A 14,463-nucleotide genomic window follows, 5' to 3' on the forward strand; every position below is an offset into this window, starting at 1 on the left:
GTGGTAATATACAAAGGTGCGTCTTGGCAAAATGGCTAAGGCAGCTAGCTTGATATTTTCATCATTCATATAAAGAATGAGACCTTGAGTGGGAGGGTTCACCCTATTACCACATCACGGACTTAAGGAGGTGTGTCTCGTGGCTAAAAAAGTAGTTAAAGTTGTAAAATTGCAAATTCCTGCTGGGAAAGCGAATCCAGCTCCGCCAGTTGGACCTGCATTAGGTCAAGCCGGTGTTAACATCATGGGATTCTGTAAGGAGTTTAACGCTCGTACATCTGACCAGGCTGGTCTTATTATTCCTGTAGAAATTTCGGTTTACGAAGACCGTTCATTTACATTTATTACAAAAACTCCGCCTGCTGCTGTATTGCTTAAAAAAGCGGCTGGGATTGAGTCAGGTTCTGGTGAGCCTAACCGTAATAAAGTCGCAACCGTTAAACGCGATAAAGTACGTGAAATCGCCGAAACAAAAATGCCTGACTTAAATGCGGCAGATGTTGAAGCGGCTATGCGTATGGTTGAAGGAACTGCCCGCAGTATGGGTATTGTGATCGAAGACTAATTTTTTGTTTCTTTGATGGGTTGCGAGTTTGGATCAGACAAGTTCGCAACCCTTATTCGTGGGAGGTTATTCCGCTAAAACCACTAAGGAGGAAATTTTCAAATGGCTAAAAAAGGTAAAAAATACGTCGAAGCTACCAAGCTTGTAGAGCGTACAAAAGCTTACGATGTAAATGAAGCGATTGAGCTTGTGAAGAAAACAAACACAGCTAAATTCGATGCTACTGTTGAAGCGGCATTTCGTTTAGGTGTTGACCCTCGTAAAAACGACCAGCAAATCCGCGGTGCAGTTGTTCTTCCAAACGGAACAGGCAAAACTCAGCGCGTCCTTGTTTTCGCTAAAGGAGAGAAAGCGAAAGAAGCAGAAGCTGCTGGTGCAGACTACGTAGGCGATGTTGATTACATCAACAAAATTCAGCAGGGCTGGTTTGACTTTGATGTCATCGTTGCGACTCCTGACATGATGGGTGAAGTCGGTAAGATCGGACGCGTGCTTGGACCAAAAGGTCTAATGCCAAACCCTAAAACAGGAACAGTTACATTCGAAGTTGAAAAAGCAGTAAAAGAAATCAAAGCCGGTAAAGTTGAATACCGCGTTGATAAAGCAGGGAACATCCATGTTCCAATCGGAAAAGTGTCATTCGAAGAAGGCAAACTTGTTGAAAACTTTGCAACAATGTATGACACAATTTTGAAAGCAAAACCTGCTGCCGCTAAAGGCGTATACGTGAAAAACGTATCTGTTACATCTACAATGGGACCTGGAATCAAAGTGGACCCATCAACTTTCAACGTAAAATAATATTGACTCTTATTATACGTTCTGATATAATTCAAAACGTTGTATAATAAAATATGTCATTTATACCGTAGACAGTAGGTGTCCCCAAGGCTTAATTTCCTACCGAGGTGTATATATATCACAGCTCTTACGTTACGTATGCTTGTATATACAGCCTCCATGTCGAATGGAGGCTTTTTATATGGACCCCGTCGTTCAAGAACGTGATCACCAAACGGTATAAGTGTTACACAGATGAATCTTACAGGAGGTGTAACCATGAGCAGCGCAATTGAAACAAAAAAAGTTGTTGTTGAAGAGATTGCTTCTAAACTGAAAGAAAGTAAATCAACGATCATCGTTGACTATCGCGGCCTTAACGTATCTGAAGTAACAGAACTTCGCAAACAGCTTCGCGAAGCTAACGTTGAGTTCAAAGTTTATAAAAACACAATGACTCGCCGTGCGGTTGAACAAGCTGAACTTGATGGTTTAAACGATTTCTTAACTGGACCGAATGCAATTGCATTCAGTACTGAAGATGTTGTTGCTCCAGCTAAAGTTCTTAACGAGTTTGCTAAAAAGCACGAAGCGCTTGAAATCAAAGCCGGTGTTATCGAAGGCACAGTTTCTACTGTTGAAGAAGTGAAAGCTCTTGCTGAACTTCCATCCCGCGATGGCTTGCTTTCTATGTTGCTTAGCGTACTTCAAGCTCCAGTTCGCAACCTTGCTCTTGCAACTAAAGCTGTTGCAGAACAAAAGGAAGAACAAGGCGCTTAATGTAATCAGTATTTAAAAAATAAACAAAATGGAGGAATTACAAATGGCTTTAAATATCGAAGAAATCATTGCTTCCGTTAAAGAAGCAACTGTACTTGAATTGAACGACTTAGTAAAAGCAATTGAAGAAGAATTTGGCGTAACTGCTGCTGCTCCTGTAGCTGTAGCTGGCGGAGCTGCTGGCGGCGGTGCTGCTGAAGAACAAACAGAATTTGATCTTGTTCTTGCTGGTGCAGGAGATCAAAAAATCAAAGTCATCAAAGTTGTTCGTGAAATCACTGGTCTTGGCTTGAAAGAAGCTAAAGAACTTGTTGACAACACTCCAAAACCTCTTAAAGAAGGTATTGCGAAAGAAGAAGCTGAAGAGCTTAAAGCTAAACTTGAAGAAGTTGGCGCTTCTGTAGAAGTTAAGTAATCTTCACCTAATCTTTAGGGGAAAGCTCGCTTTTAAAAGCGAGCTTTTTCTTTGCTAATTAATTGTAGTCCCTTCCGCATAAGAAAAGCCATCTTGTTTCAAGATATCTGGAGAGTTCACCAACTGAGGAGGTTCTGTGATGACTGACCATTATTATTCGGAAAAACCTTCAGCAAAAAGCAGCAGAAAAACGTGGACATTTCGTTTAAGAAACCGGACGTTTACTTTTATCAGCGACAGCGGGGTCTTTTCAAAAAAAGAGGTTGATTTTGGTTCAAGACTGCTGATTGAAGCTTTCCGTGAACCTGATGCAGAAGGTGATTTTTTGGATGTAGGCTGCGGCTATGGCCCGATTGGTCTTTCGCTTGCTGCGGATTTCGAAGATCGAATGGTTCACATGGTTGATGTCAATGAAAGAGCTGTCGAACTTTCGAAGGAAAACGCGTTAAATAATCAGATCGAAAATGTTGAGGTATACCAAAGCGATCTGTTTTCAAACGTCGAACCTGCAAAAAAATTCGCTTCCATTATTACAAATCCCCCCATACGAGCCGGGAAAAAAACTGTACACGCCATTTTTGAAAAAAGCGCTGAATATTTGCGGCCTTCAGGCGACTTATGGGTCGTCATTCAGAAAAAACAAGGCGGGCCTTCTGCCATTGATAAATTAAAAGAACTTTTTGCGAACGTAGAAGTCGTTCAAAAAAAGAAAGGGTACTATATCATCAAAGCAAAAAAAGTTTGACTCGGATTTTCAGCTATGTTAATATTATAAAATGCCAATGTATATATTTTGCTGACATTTTTAAGAAACGCCTTGGTTTGTATAAAATATACATTTTTGGGAAGACTAATAAAATCGGTATTTTGTTTTTGGATGTGGTTTTCTAATAAGAAACCCTTTTTTCTTTTGTCTTGTAAAAGTATTTCTTACATATTTTGAGGAAGAAATGCTTGTTACACATATATTACGCATGATTTGAGGGGTGAATCAGTTGACAGGTCAACTAGTTCAGTATGGACGACACCGCCAGCGCAGAAGCTATGCACGCATTAGCGAAGTGTTAGAATTACCAAATCTCATTGAAATTCAAACCTCTTCTTATCAGTGGTTTCTTGATGAGGGTCTTAGAGAGATGTTTCAAGACATATCGCCAATTGAGGATTTCACTGGTAACCTCTCTCTGGAATTTATTGATTACAGCTTGGGTGATCCTAAGTATCCGGTAGAAGAATCAAAAGAACGTGATGTAACCTACTCAGCTCCGCTGCGGGTTAAAGTTCGCTTAATCAACAAAGAGACCGGCGAGGTAAAGGATCAGGATGTCTTTATGGGGGATTTCCCTATCATGACAGACACTGGAACCTTTATTATCAACGGTGCAGAACGGGTCATCGTATCTCAGCTCGTTCGTTCTCCAAGTGTATATTTTAGTGGTAAAGTAGACAAAAACGGTAAAAGAGGTTTTACCGCGACTGTCATTCCAAACCGTGGCGCATGGTTAGAATACGAAACTGATGCGAAAGATGTTGTGTATGTACGCATTGATCGCACACGTAAGTTGCCGGTTACGGTTCTTTTGCGTGCTCTTGGCTTCGGATCTGATCAAGAGATCATTGATCTTGTCGGTGAAAATGAGTATTTGCGCAATACGCTTGATAAAGATAACACTGAAAACACCGATAAAGCGCTTCTTGAAATCTACGAGCGTCTTCGTCCTGGAGAACCGCCTACAGTAGAAAACGCAAAAAGCTTGCTTGATTCAAGATTCTTCGATCCGAAAAGATATGATCTTGCAAGTGTAGGACGTTATAAAATTAATAAAAAGCTTCATATCAAAAACCGTCTTTTCAATCAGCGGCTTGCCGAAACGCTTGTCGATCCTGAAACAGGGGAAATCCTTGCCGAAAAAGGCGCGATTTTGGACAGAAGAACACTTGATAAAGTGCTGCCATACTTGGAAAGCGGAATCGGATTTAAAAAGCTTTATCCAAATGGCGGAGTAGTCGAAGATGAAGTGACACTTCAATCTATCAAAATCTACTCACCTACTGATCAAGAAGGCGAGCAGACAATCAATGTGATTGGAAATGCTTTTATCGAGGAAGGCGTTAAAAATATTACACCTTCTGATATTATCTCTTCGATCAGCTATTTCTTTAATCTGCTTCACGGAGTAGGCGATACAGATGATATCGATCATCTAGGAAACCGCCGTCTTCGTTCAGTAGGAGAGCTTCTGCAGAACCAGTTCCGCATCGGTTTAAGCCGAATGGAGCGCGTTGTTCGTGAAAGAATGTCTATTCAGGATACAAACACGATCACACCGCAGCAGCTGATTAATATTCGCCCAGTCATCGCTTCAATTAAAGAGTTTTTCGGAAGCTCACAGCTTTCTCAGTTCATGGATCAGACGAATCCGCTCGCTGAGCTGACGCACAAGCGTCGTCTATCAGCGCTTGGACCTGGCGGTTTGACCCGTGAGCGCGCCGGAATGGAAGTGCGTGATGTTCACTACTCCCACTACGGCCGGATGTGTCCGATCGAAACGCCTGAGGGCCCGAACATCGGATTGATCAACTCGCTTTCTTCATTCGCGAAGGTTAACCGTTTCGGTTTTATTGAAACACCGTACCGCCGTGTTGATCCTGAGACAGGAAAAGTAACGCCGAGAATCGACTATTTGACAGCTGATGAAGAAGACAACTATGTTGTTGCACAAGCGAACGCACGCCTTAATGATGACGGCTCATTTGTAGACGACAGCATTGTCGCCCGCTTCAGAGGGGAGAACACTGTTGTTCCTAAAGATCGAGTCGATTACATGGACGTTTCGCCTAAGCAAGTTGTTTCTGCCGCAACTGCATGTATTCCTTTCTTGGAAAACGATGACTCGAACCGCGCCCTGATGGGAGCGAACATGCAGCGTCAGGCTGTGCCGTTGATGCAGCCTGAGTCGCCGGTTGTCGGAACAGGAATGGAATATGTATCTGCGAAAGATTCCGGTGCAGCCGTCATCTGCCGCTATCCGGGAATCGTGGAACGGGTGGAAGCGAAGAATGTATGGGTGCGCCGCTATGAAGAAATCGACGGCCAAAAAGTAAAAGGAAACCTTGATAAATACAGCCTGCTGAAGTTTATTCGTTCCAACCAAGGAACTTGCTATAACCAGCGTCCGATCGTAAGCGTCGGAGACGAGGTTGTAAAAGGTGAAATTTTAGCTGACGGCCCATCTATGGAAAAAGGCGAGCTCGCCCTTGGACGCAACGTCATGGTCGGCTTTATGACATGGGATGGCTACAACTATGAGGATGCCATCATCATGAGCGAACGCCTTGTAAAAGACGACGTTTATACGTCTATCCATATTGAAGAATACGAATCAGAAGCCCGGGATACTAAACTCGGACCTGAAGAGATCACACGCGATATTCCGAACGTTGGTGAGGATGCGCTCCGCAATCTGGATGAACGCGGAATTATCCGTGTCGGTGCTGAAGTAAAAGACGGAGACCTTCTCGTCGGAAAAGTAACGCCAAAAGGTGTTACCGAGCTTACAGCAGAAGAACGCCTGCTTCATGCTATCTTCGGTGAAAAAGCGCGCGAAGTCCGCGATACGTCTCTCCGTGTACCGCACGGCGGCGGAGGTATTATCCTTGACGTGAAAGTCTTCAACCGCGAAGACGGCGATGAACTGCCTCCTGGCGTGAACCAGCTTGTCCGTGTGTATATCGTTCAGAAACGTAAAATCTCTGAAGGGGACAAAATGGCCGGACGCCACGGTAACAAAGGTGTTATTTCGAAGATTCTTCCTGAAGAAGATATGCCGTATCTGCCTGACGGAACACCGATTGACATCATGTTAAACCCGCTTGGCGTTCCATCCCGTATGAACATCGGGCAGGTATTGGAGCTTCACCTTGGTATGGCTGCACGCCGCCTTGGTCTGCATGTCGCGTCACCGGTATTTGACGGTGCCCGTGAAGAAGACGTGTGGGAAACACTCGAAGAAGCCGGCATGTCAAGAGATGCGAAAACCGTTCTGTATGACGGCCGTACTGGAGAACCATTTGATAACCGGGTTTCCGTGGGAATCATGTATATGATCAAACTGGCCCACATGGTTGACGACAAACTGCATGCCCGTTCAACAGGTCCTTATTCACTCGTTACCCAGCAGCCTCTCGGAGGTAAAGCACAGTTCGGAGGACAGCGCTTTGGTGAGATGGAAGTGTGGGCGCTTGAAGCTTACGGTGCGGCATACACGCTTCAAGAAATTCTTACTGTAAAATCCGATGATGTCGTGGGTCGTGTGAAAACTTACGAAGCCATCGTAAAAGGCGACAACGTTCCAGAACCAGGTGTTCCTGAATCGTTCAAAGTATTAATCAAAGAACTTCAAAGCTTGGGTATGGACGTTAAAATTCTGTCAAGCGATGAAGAAGAAATTGAAATGAGAGACCTGGAAGACGATGAAGATACGAAACAAAACGAAGGTCTTTCTCTGTCAAATGAAGAAGAAACCGAAGAGTTTGTTTCTACTGATATAGAACGAGATGTCGTGACAAAAGACTAAATAAATTTTTGACGCAAGTGACATGGGTATAACCCGAAGATAAAAAGGGAGGTAGGCCCCTTGCTGGATGTGAACAATTTTGAGTATATGAACATCGGTCTCGCTTCACCTGATAAAATCCGTTCATGGTCTTACGGAGAAGTGAAAAAGCCTGAAACAATCAACTACCGTACTTTGAAACCTGAAAAAGATGGTTTGTTCTGCGAGCGCATTTTCGGTCCTCAAAAGGACTGGGAATGCCATTGCGGGAAGTACAAGCGAGTTCGTTATAAGGGCGTAGTCTGTGACCGTTGTGGAGTTGAAGTAACCCGGGCTAAAGTCCGTCGTGAGAGAATGGGGCATATCGAACTGGCAGCCCCGGTTTCTCACATCTGGTATTTTAAAGGAATCCCAAGCCGCATGGGTCTTGTGCTGGATATGTCTCCGCGTGCATTGGAAGAAGTCATTTACTTCGCTTCTTATGTCGTTACAGATCCGGCAAATACGCCGCTTGAGAAAAAACAGCTTCTTTCTGAAAAAGAATATCGGGCGTATCTTGATAAATACGGCAGTAAGTTTCAAGCTTCTATGGGTGCTGAAGCGATTCATAAGCTTCTTCAGGATATCGATCTCGTAAAAGAAGTGGATATGCTTAAAGAAGAGCTTAAAACGTCTCAAGGACAGCGCCGCACACGTGCGATCAAGCGTCTTGAAGTGCTGGAAGCATTCCGTAACTCCGGAAATAAACCATCTTGGATGATCCTTGATGTTCTTCCGGTCATTCCGCCTGAACTGAGACCAATGGTACAGCTTGACGGAGGACGTTTTGCGACATCTGACCTTAACGACCTTTACCGCCGTGTCATCAACCGTAACAATCGTTTGAAGCGTCTGTTGGATCTTGGAGCGCCAAGCATTATCGTTCAAAACGAGAAGCGCATGCTTCAAGAAGCTGTAGACGCCCTGATCGATAACGGACGCAGAGGCCGTCCTGTAACAGGTCCGGGAAACAGACCGTTAAAATCCCTTTCCCACATGCTGAAAGGTAAACAAGGCCGTTTCCGTCAAAACCTTCTCGGTAAGCGTGTTGACTATTCAGGTCGTTCGGTTATCGTCGTAGGTCCGAACCTGAAAATGTACCAATGCGGTCTGCCGAAAGAAATGGCTTTGGAACTGTTTAAGCCTTTCGTCATGAAAGAGCTTGTAGAAAAAGGTCTTGCCCACAACATAAAGAGTGCGAAGCGTAAAATTGAACGCGTTCAGCCTGAAGTATGGGATGTGCTTGAGTCAGTCATCAAGGAACACCCGGTTCTTCTAAACCGTGCACCTACGCTTCACAGACTGGGAATCCAAGCGTTTGAACCAACGCTTGTTGAAGGCCGTGCTATCCGTCTTCACCCGCTTGTATGTACTGCATACAACGCTGACTTCGACGGTGACCAAATGGCGGTTCACGTACCTTTATCTGCCGAGGCGCAAGCTGAAGCGCGCATTCTCATGCTCGCTGCGCAAAACATCCTGAACCCTAAGGACGGAAAACCGGTTGTTACGCCGTCTCAGGATATGGTACTTGGAAACTACTACTTGACGCTTGAACGCCCTGGCGCAGTCGGCGAAGGCATGGTTTTCAAAGATACGGATGAAGCGCTGCTTGCTTATCAAAACGGATATGTTCATTTGCATACAAGAGTGGCCGTTGCGGTTAACTCCTTGAAAAATGAAACATTTACAGACGAACAGCGTTCCAAGCTGCTCATTACAACTGTAGGAAAACTGATCTTCAACGAAATTCTTCCGCCGTCGTTCCCATACATGAACGAACCGACGAAGAGCAACATTGAAGAAAAAACGCCTGACCGTTTCTTCTTGGATTACGGTACAGATGTTAAAGAAGCCATTAAGAACCAGGAAGTCAACGCACCGTTCAAAAAAGGCATCCTTGGTAAAGTCATTGCGGAGATCTTCAAAAGATTCCACATCACAGAAACGTCAAAAATGCTTGACCGCATGAAGAATCTCGGCTTTAAGTATTCAACAAAAGCCGGAATCACGGTCGGTGTTTCCGATATCGTCGTTTTGGATGACAAAAAGAAAATCCTTGAAGAAGCGCAAGGGAAAGTCGATAACGTTCTGAAGCAGTTCAGACGCGGTCTGATCACTGAAGAAGAGCGCTATGAACGCGTTATTTCCATTTGGAGTGCGGCTAAAGATACAATCCAAGGCAAGCTGATGAAGTCCCTGGATGAAGTTAACCCAATCTATATGATGAGTGATTCAGGAGCCCGGGGTAACGCATCAAACTTTACACAGCTTGCGGGTATGCGCGGTCTGATGGCCAACCCGGCCGGACGAATCATCGAACTTCCAATCAAATCAAGCTTCCGCGAAGGTTTAACGGTTCTGGAGTACTTTATCTCCACCCACGGTGCTCGTAAAGGTCTTGCCGATACAGCACTGAAGACAGCTGACTCAGGCTACCTGACACGCCGTCTCGTAGATGTTGCCCAAGATGTTATCATTCGTGAGACAGATTGCGGCACTGACCGGGGAATTCTTGCAGAATCTATCACAGAAGGCACAGAAGTGATCGAGCGTCTTGAAGAACGTCTCATCGGCCGTTTTGCGAGAAAACCAGTTAAACATCCGGAAACCGGCGAAATTCTCGTTAAAGAAAACGAACTGATCGACGAAGACAAAGCATTAGAAATCGTTGAAGCCGGTATCGAGGAAGTGTGGATCCGTTCTGCATTTACATGTAATACGTCACATGGAGTATGTAAACGATGCTACGGCCGAAACCTGGCAACGGGAACCGATGTTGAAGTCGGAGAAGCGGTCGGAATCATCGCTGCCCAATCCATCGGTGAGCCTGGTACACAGCTGACAATGCGTACCTTCCATACGGGCGGGGTTGCCGGAGACGATATTACACAAGGTTTGCCGCGTATCCAGGAATTATTCGAAGCGCGTAACCCTAAAGGTCAGGCCACGATTTCTGAAATTGACGGTGTCGTAGCTGAAATCAACGAAGTGCGTGATAAACAGCAGGAAATCGTTGTACAGGGTGAAGTTGAAAGCCGTTCATATACGGCCCCATACAACGCCCGCCTAAAAGTATCTGAAGGAGATAAAATCTACCGCGGCCAGGTGCTGACGGAAGGTTCAGTCGATCCGAAAGAGCTTCTGAAAGTAACAGACATCACGACGGTTCAAGAATATCTTCTACATGAAGTGCAGAAGGTTTACCGTATGCAGGGTGTTGAAATCGGGGATAAACACGTCGAGGTTATGGTCCGCCAGATGCTTCGCAAAGTGCGTGTGATCGATGCCGGGGATACAGAAGTACTGCCTGGCACACTTCTCGATATTCATCAGTTTACTCAAGCAAACAAAAAAGTGTTGCTTAAAGGACAACGACCTGCTACAGGCCGTCCGGTGCTGCTCGGTATTACAAAAGCATCTCTTGAAACGGATTCCTTCTTGTCTGCCGCATCATTCCAGGAAACAACACGCGTCCTGACAGATGCAGCAATCAAAGGAAAACGGGATGAGCTTCTCGGTCTGAAAGAGAATGTCATCATCGGTAAGCTTGTTCCGGCTGGAACAGGAATGCTCAACTACCGCAAAGTGAAGCCGGTATTGCAAGTTCAATCTTCGGATGAAATGGTTCCGGCAGAATAAATTTAAAATGTCCTAAAGAAGGATGTCACTAAAAATTGTCATACTGTGTTGACATCCTTCTTTCAGGATGATAATATAACCAAGGTGCTCAATTTAAACCTGTTACTTTGGAGGATGTATGATGTCTTATGATAAAGTATCACAGGCTCAATCCATTATTATCGGTACGAAGCAGACAGTTAAAGCACTCAAACGCAACTCTGTAAAGGAAGTTGTCGTAGCAAAAGACGCAGATCCTTGTCTGACGGCTGGTGTCATTAACCTGGCGAATGAACAAGGCGTTCCCGTCACATTGGCAGAGTCAATGAAAAAGCTCGGCAAAGCTTGCGGAATTGAGGTCGGTGCGGCAGCTGTTGCCATTATTCAATAACGTACTCGTTGTTTTTGCTTCCATGCAAAGGCATTGTTTTTTTGCTTTTAAATGAACCACCTGGGTATGTGGGTTATAAAACATGATGAAGGGAGGAATACAACATGCCTACAATTAATCAGTTGATACGCAAGGGACGCGTGAACAAAGTTGAAGCTTCTAAGTCCCCTGCACTTAATAAAGGATACAACAGCTTTAAGAAAGAGCACACTAACGTATCTTCACCACAAAAACGCGGGGTATGTACTCGTGTTGGTACAATGACACCGAAGAAACCGAACTCAGCGCTTCGTAAATATGCCCGTGTTCGCTTAACAAACGGAATCGAGGTTACGGCTTATATTCCTGGTATCGGACACAACCTGCAAGAGCACAGTGTCGTATTGATCCGCGGCGGACGTGTTAAAGACTTACCGGGGGTACGCTACCACATCGTGCGTGGCGCGCTTGATACTGCCGGAGTTGAAAACCGTGCACAAGGCCGTTCAAAATACGGTACAAAACGTCCTAAGAAAAAATAAGTCAGTTTAAATACAAATAAAAGGGTTTTTAAAAGCAAGGAGTTCTGGCAATGCTGATAAAGGCATGAGCCGCGAAATCCCTCTGCTTGCTTAAACCCGTAACAAGAGAAGGGAGGATAATCAGATGCCACGTAAAGGTCCTGTAACAAAAAGAGACGTTTTACCTGATCCGCTTTACAACTCTAAGCTTGTAACTCGTTTGATCAACAAAATGATGATCGACGGTAAAAAAGGTAAAGCTCAAACAATCCTATACAAGTCATTCGATATCATTAAAGAACGTACCGGCAACGATGCAATGGAGGTTTTCGAACAAGCATTGAAAAACATCATGCCAGTACTTGAAGTTAAAGCACGCCGTGTAGGTGGTGCGAACTACCAAGTGCCTGTAGAGGTTCGTCCTGAAAGACGTACGACTCTTGGTCTTCGCTGGTTAGTAAACTACGCTCGTCTTCGCGGAGAAAAAACGATGGAAGAGCGTTTAGCCAACGAAATTCTTGATGCAGCTAACAACACTGGTGCTGCTGTTAAGAAACGTGAAGATACGCATAAGATGGCTGAAGCAAACAAAGCGTTCGCTCACTATCGCTGGTAATCTTGTACGACAAAATATTATTCCCTAAGAAGGAAGGAGAAAAGACCCAATGGCAAGAGAGTTCTCCTTAGAAAAAACTCGTAATATCGGAATCATGGCTCACATCGATGCCGGTAAAACGACGACAACTGAACGTATCTTGTTCTACACAGGCCGTATCCACAAAATTGGTGAAACTCATGAAGGAGCTTCCCAAATGGACTGGATGGAACAGGAACAAGAACGTGGTATCACAATCACATCTGCTGCAACAACTGCACAATGGAAAGGATACCGCGTTAACATCATCGATACACCAGGACACGTAGACTTCACAGTTGAGGTTGAACGTTCCCTGCGCGTACTTGATGGTGCCGTTGCCGTCCTTGACGCACAATCAGGCGTTGAGCCTCAAACAGAAACAGTATGGCGCCAAGCAACAACTTACGGAGTTCCGCGTGTCGTATTTGTCAACAAAATGGACAAAATCGGAGCAGACTTCCTTTACTCTGTAGGTACTTTAAGAGACCGTCTTCAAGCTAACGCCCATGCAATCCAATTGCCAATCGGTGCTGAAGACAACTTCGAAGGTATCATCGACCTTGTAGAAAACGTTGCGTATTTCTACGAAGATGATCTTGGAACTCGTTCTGATGCGAAAGAAATCCCTGAAGAGTACAAAGAACAAGCCGAAGAGCTTCGTAACAGCTTAATTGAAGCTGTCGCAGAGCTTGATGAAGAGCTTATGGAAAAGTACCTCGAAGGTGAAGAAATCACAATCGACGAGTTGAAAGCTGCAATCCGTAAAGGTACTTTGAATGTTGAATTCTATCCAGTACTAGTCGGTTCTGCTTTCAAAAACAAAGGTGTTCAGCTTGTACTTGATGCAGTTCTTGACTACCTTCCTGCACCAACTGATGTTGCTGCAATCAAAGGTGTACGCCCGGAAACTGATGAAGAGATCGTTCGTCATTCTTCTGATGAAGAGCCATTCTCTGCACTTGCATTTAAAGTAATGACTGACCCTTATGTTGGTAAGCTGACGTTCTTCCGTGTGTACTCTGGAACTCTTGATTCCGGTTCATACGTGAAAAACTCAACGAAAGGCAAACGTGAGCGTGTCGGACGTATCCTGCAAATGCATGCCAACAGCCGTGAAGAGATCGCTACTGTTTACGCAGGAGATATCGCAGCTGCTGTAGGCCTAAAAGATACATCTACTGGAGATACTCTATGTGATGAAAAGGATCTTGTAATCCTTGAATCAATGGAATTCCCAGAGCCGGTTATCGATGTAGCGATTGAGCCTAAATCAAAAGCTGACCAAGATAAAATGGGTATCGCTTTAGCTAAACTTGCTGAAGAAGATCCTACATTCCGTACTCAAACAAATCCGGAAACTGGTCAGACGATCATCTCTGGTATGGGTGAACTTCACCTTGATATCATTGTTGACCGTATGAAGCGTGAATTCAAAGTAGAAGCTAACGTAGGTGCTCCTCAAGTTGCGTACCGTGAAACATTCCGTACAGGTGCAAAAGTTGAAGGTAAATTCGTACGTCAATCTGGTGGACGCGGTCAGTTCGGACACGTTTGGATTGAATTCCAACCTAATGAAGAAGGCGCTGGATTTGAATTCGAAAACGCAATTGTCGGTGGTGTTGTTCCTCGTGAATACATCCCAGCCGTACAAGCAGGTCTTGAAGACTCTCTTGAAAATGGTGTCTTAGCAGGATTCCCTCTAATTGACATCAAGGCAAAACTTTTTGATGGATCTTACCATGATGTTGACTCAAACGAAATGGCGTTTAAAGTCGCTGCTTCAATGGCATTGAAAAATGCAGTCAGCAAATGTAACCCTGTTCTTCTTGAACCAATTATGAAAGTTGAAGTTGTTATTCCTGAAGAATACATGGGAGACATCATGGGTGATGTTACTTCTCGTCGCGGACGCGTAGAAGGTATGGAAGCTCGCGGTAACGCACAAGTTGTTCGCGCGATGGTTCCTCTTGCTGAAATGTTCGGTTACGCTACTGCACTTCGTTCTAATACGCAAGGTCGCGGTACGTTCACTATGTTCATGGATCACTACGAAGAAGTACCGAAGAGCATCTCTGAAGAGATCATCAAAAAAAATAAAGGCGAATAATTGATTTTGCCTCTTCATTAAAGTATAACTACTATTGTAAGATGAGAAAGTGAAACAAAGCTTTCACTTTCT

The 14,463-nt window shown here is 44.6% G+C and carries 11 protein-coding genes and 1 other annotated feature; all 11 genes read left to right on the top strand.

The features are described from left to right. Positions 1-139: 139 nt before the first annotated feature. The 11 genes from rplK to fusA all read left to right on the top strand — a co-directional run bounded on the left by rplK (position 140) and on the right by fusA (position 14,391). Positions 140-565, top strand: a complete 426-nt coding sequence (rplK, locus tag RBH91_RS00675) for a 50S ribosomal protein L11 (RefSeq protein ID WP_003178300.1) — start codon at positions 140-142, stop codon at positions 563-565. Positions 566-667: 102 nt separating this feature from the next. Continuing rightward, a complete protein-coding gene (gene rplA, locus RBH91_RS00680; protein ID WP_076762596.1) occupies positions 668-1,366 on the top strand; it encodes a 50S ribosomal protein L1 in 699 nt (232 codons plus the stop codon). A gap of 47 nt (positions 1,367-1,413) precedes the next feature. Further along, positions 1,414-1,555 (top strand) — a sequence feature (ribosomal protein L10 leader region). A gap of 69 nt (positions 1,556-1,624) precedes the next feature. Next, on the top strand, positions 1,625-2,125 hold the full coding sequence (rplJ, locus tag RBH91_RS00685) for a 50S ribosomal protein L10 (protein ID WP_307893099.1): 501 nt from the start codon (positions 1,625-1,627) through the stop codon (positions 2,123-2,125). A gap of 43 nt (positions 2,126-2,168) precedes the next feature. Then, complete coding sequence (gene rplL / locus RBH91_RS00690; protein ID WP_076762594.1) at positions 2,169-2,540, top strand: 50S ribosomal protein L7/L12; 372 nt, start codon at positions 2,169-2,171, stop codon at positions 2,538-2,540. 139 nt (positions 2,541-2,679) lie between these two features. After that, positions 2,680-3,285 (top strand): class I SAM-dependent methyltransferase, encoded by a 606-nt coding sequence (locus RBH91_RS00695; RefSeq protein WP_076762593.1) that lies wholly within the window; start codon positions 2,680-2,682, stop codon positions 3,283-3,285. Between the two features lie 250 nt (positions 3,286-3,535). Continuing rightward, complete coding sequence (gene rpoB, locus RBH91_RS00700) at positions 3,536-7,117, top strand: DNA-directed RNA polymerase subunit beta (RefSeq protein WP_307893100.1); 3,582 nt, start codon at positions 3,536-3,538, stop codon at positions 7,115-7,117. Positions 7,118-7,177: 60 nt separating this feature from the next. After that, positions 7,178-10,777 carry a DNA-directed RNA polymerase subunit beta' gene (gene rpoC, locus RBH91_RS00705; RefSeq protein WP_307893101.1) on the top strand — a complete coding sequence of 1,200 codons (3,600 nt, stop codon included), beginning with the start codon at positions 7,178-7,180 and terminating at the stop codon, positions 10,775-10,777. Positions 10,778-10,898: 121 nt separating this feature from the next. After that, on the top strand, positions 10,899-11,147 hold the full coding sequence (locus tag RBH91_RS00710) for a 50S ribosomal protein L7ae-like protein (protein ID WP_076762590.1): 249 nt from the start codon (positions 10,899-10,901) through the stop codon (positions 11,145-11,147). A gap of 104 nt (positions 11,148-11,251) precedes the next feature. Further along, positions 11,252-11,668, top strand: coding sequence for a 30S ribosomal protein S12 (gene rpsL / locus RBH91_RS00715; RefSeq protein ID WP_076762589.1), 417 nt, complete (start codon positions 11,252-11,254; stop codon positions 11,666-11,668). A 124-nt stretch (positions 11,669-11,792) separates the two neighbouring features. Continuing rightward, on the top strand, positions 11,793-12,263 hold the full coding sequence (gene rpsG, locus RBH91_RS00720) for a 30S ribosomal protein S7 (protein ID WP_076762588.1): 471 nt from the start codon (positions 11,793-11,795) through the stop codon (positions 12,261-12,263). 49 nt (positions 12,264-12,312) lie between these two features. Next, positions 12,313-14,391 (top strand): elongation factor G, encoded by a 2,079-nt coding sequence (fusA, locus tag RBH91_RS00725; RefSeq protein WP_076762587.1) that lies wholly within the window; start codon positions 12,313-12,315, stop codon positions 14,389-14,391. Positions 14,392-14,463 lie beyond the last annotated feature (72 nt).

The organism is Bacillus swezeyi, from assembly GCF_030908325.1.
GTDB lineage: Bacteria > Bacillota > Bacilli > Bacillales > Bacillaceae > Bacillus > Bacillus swezeyi.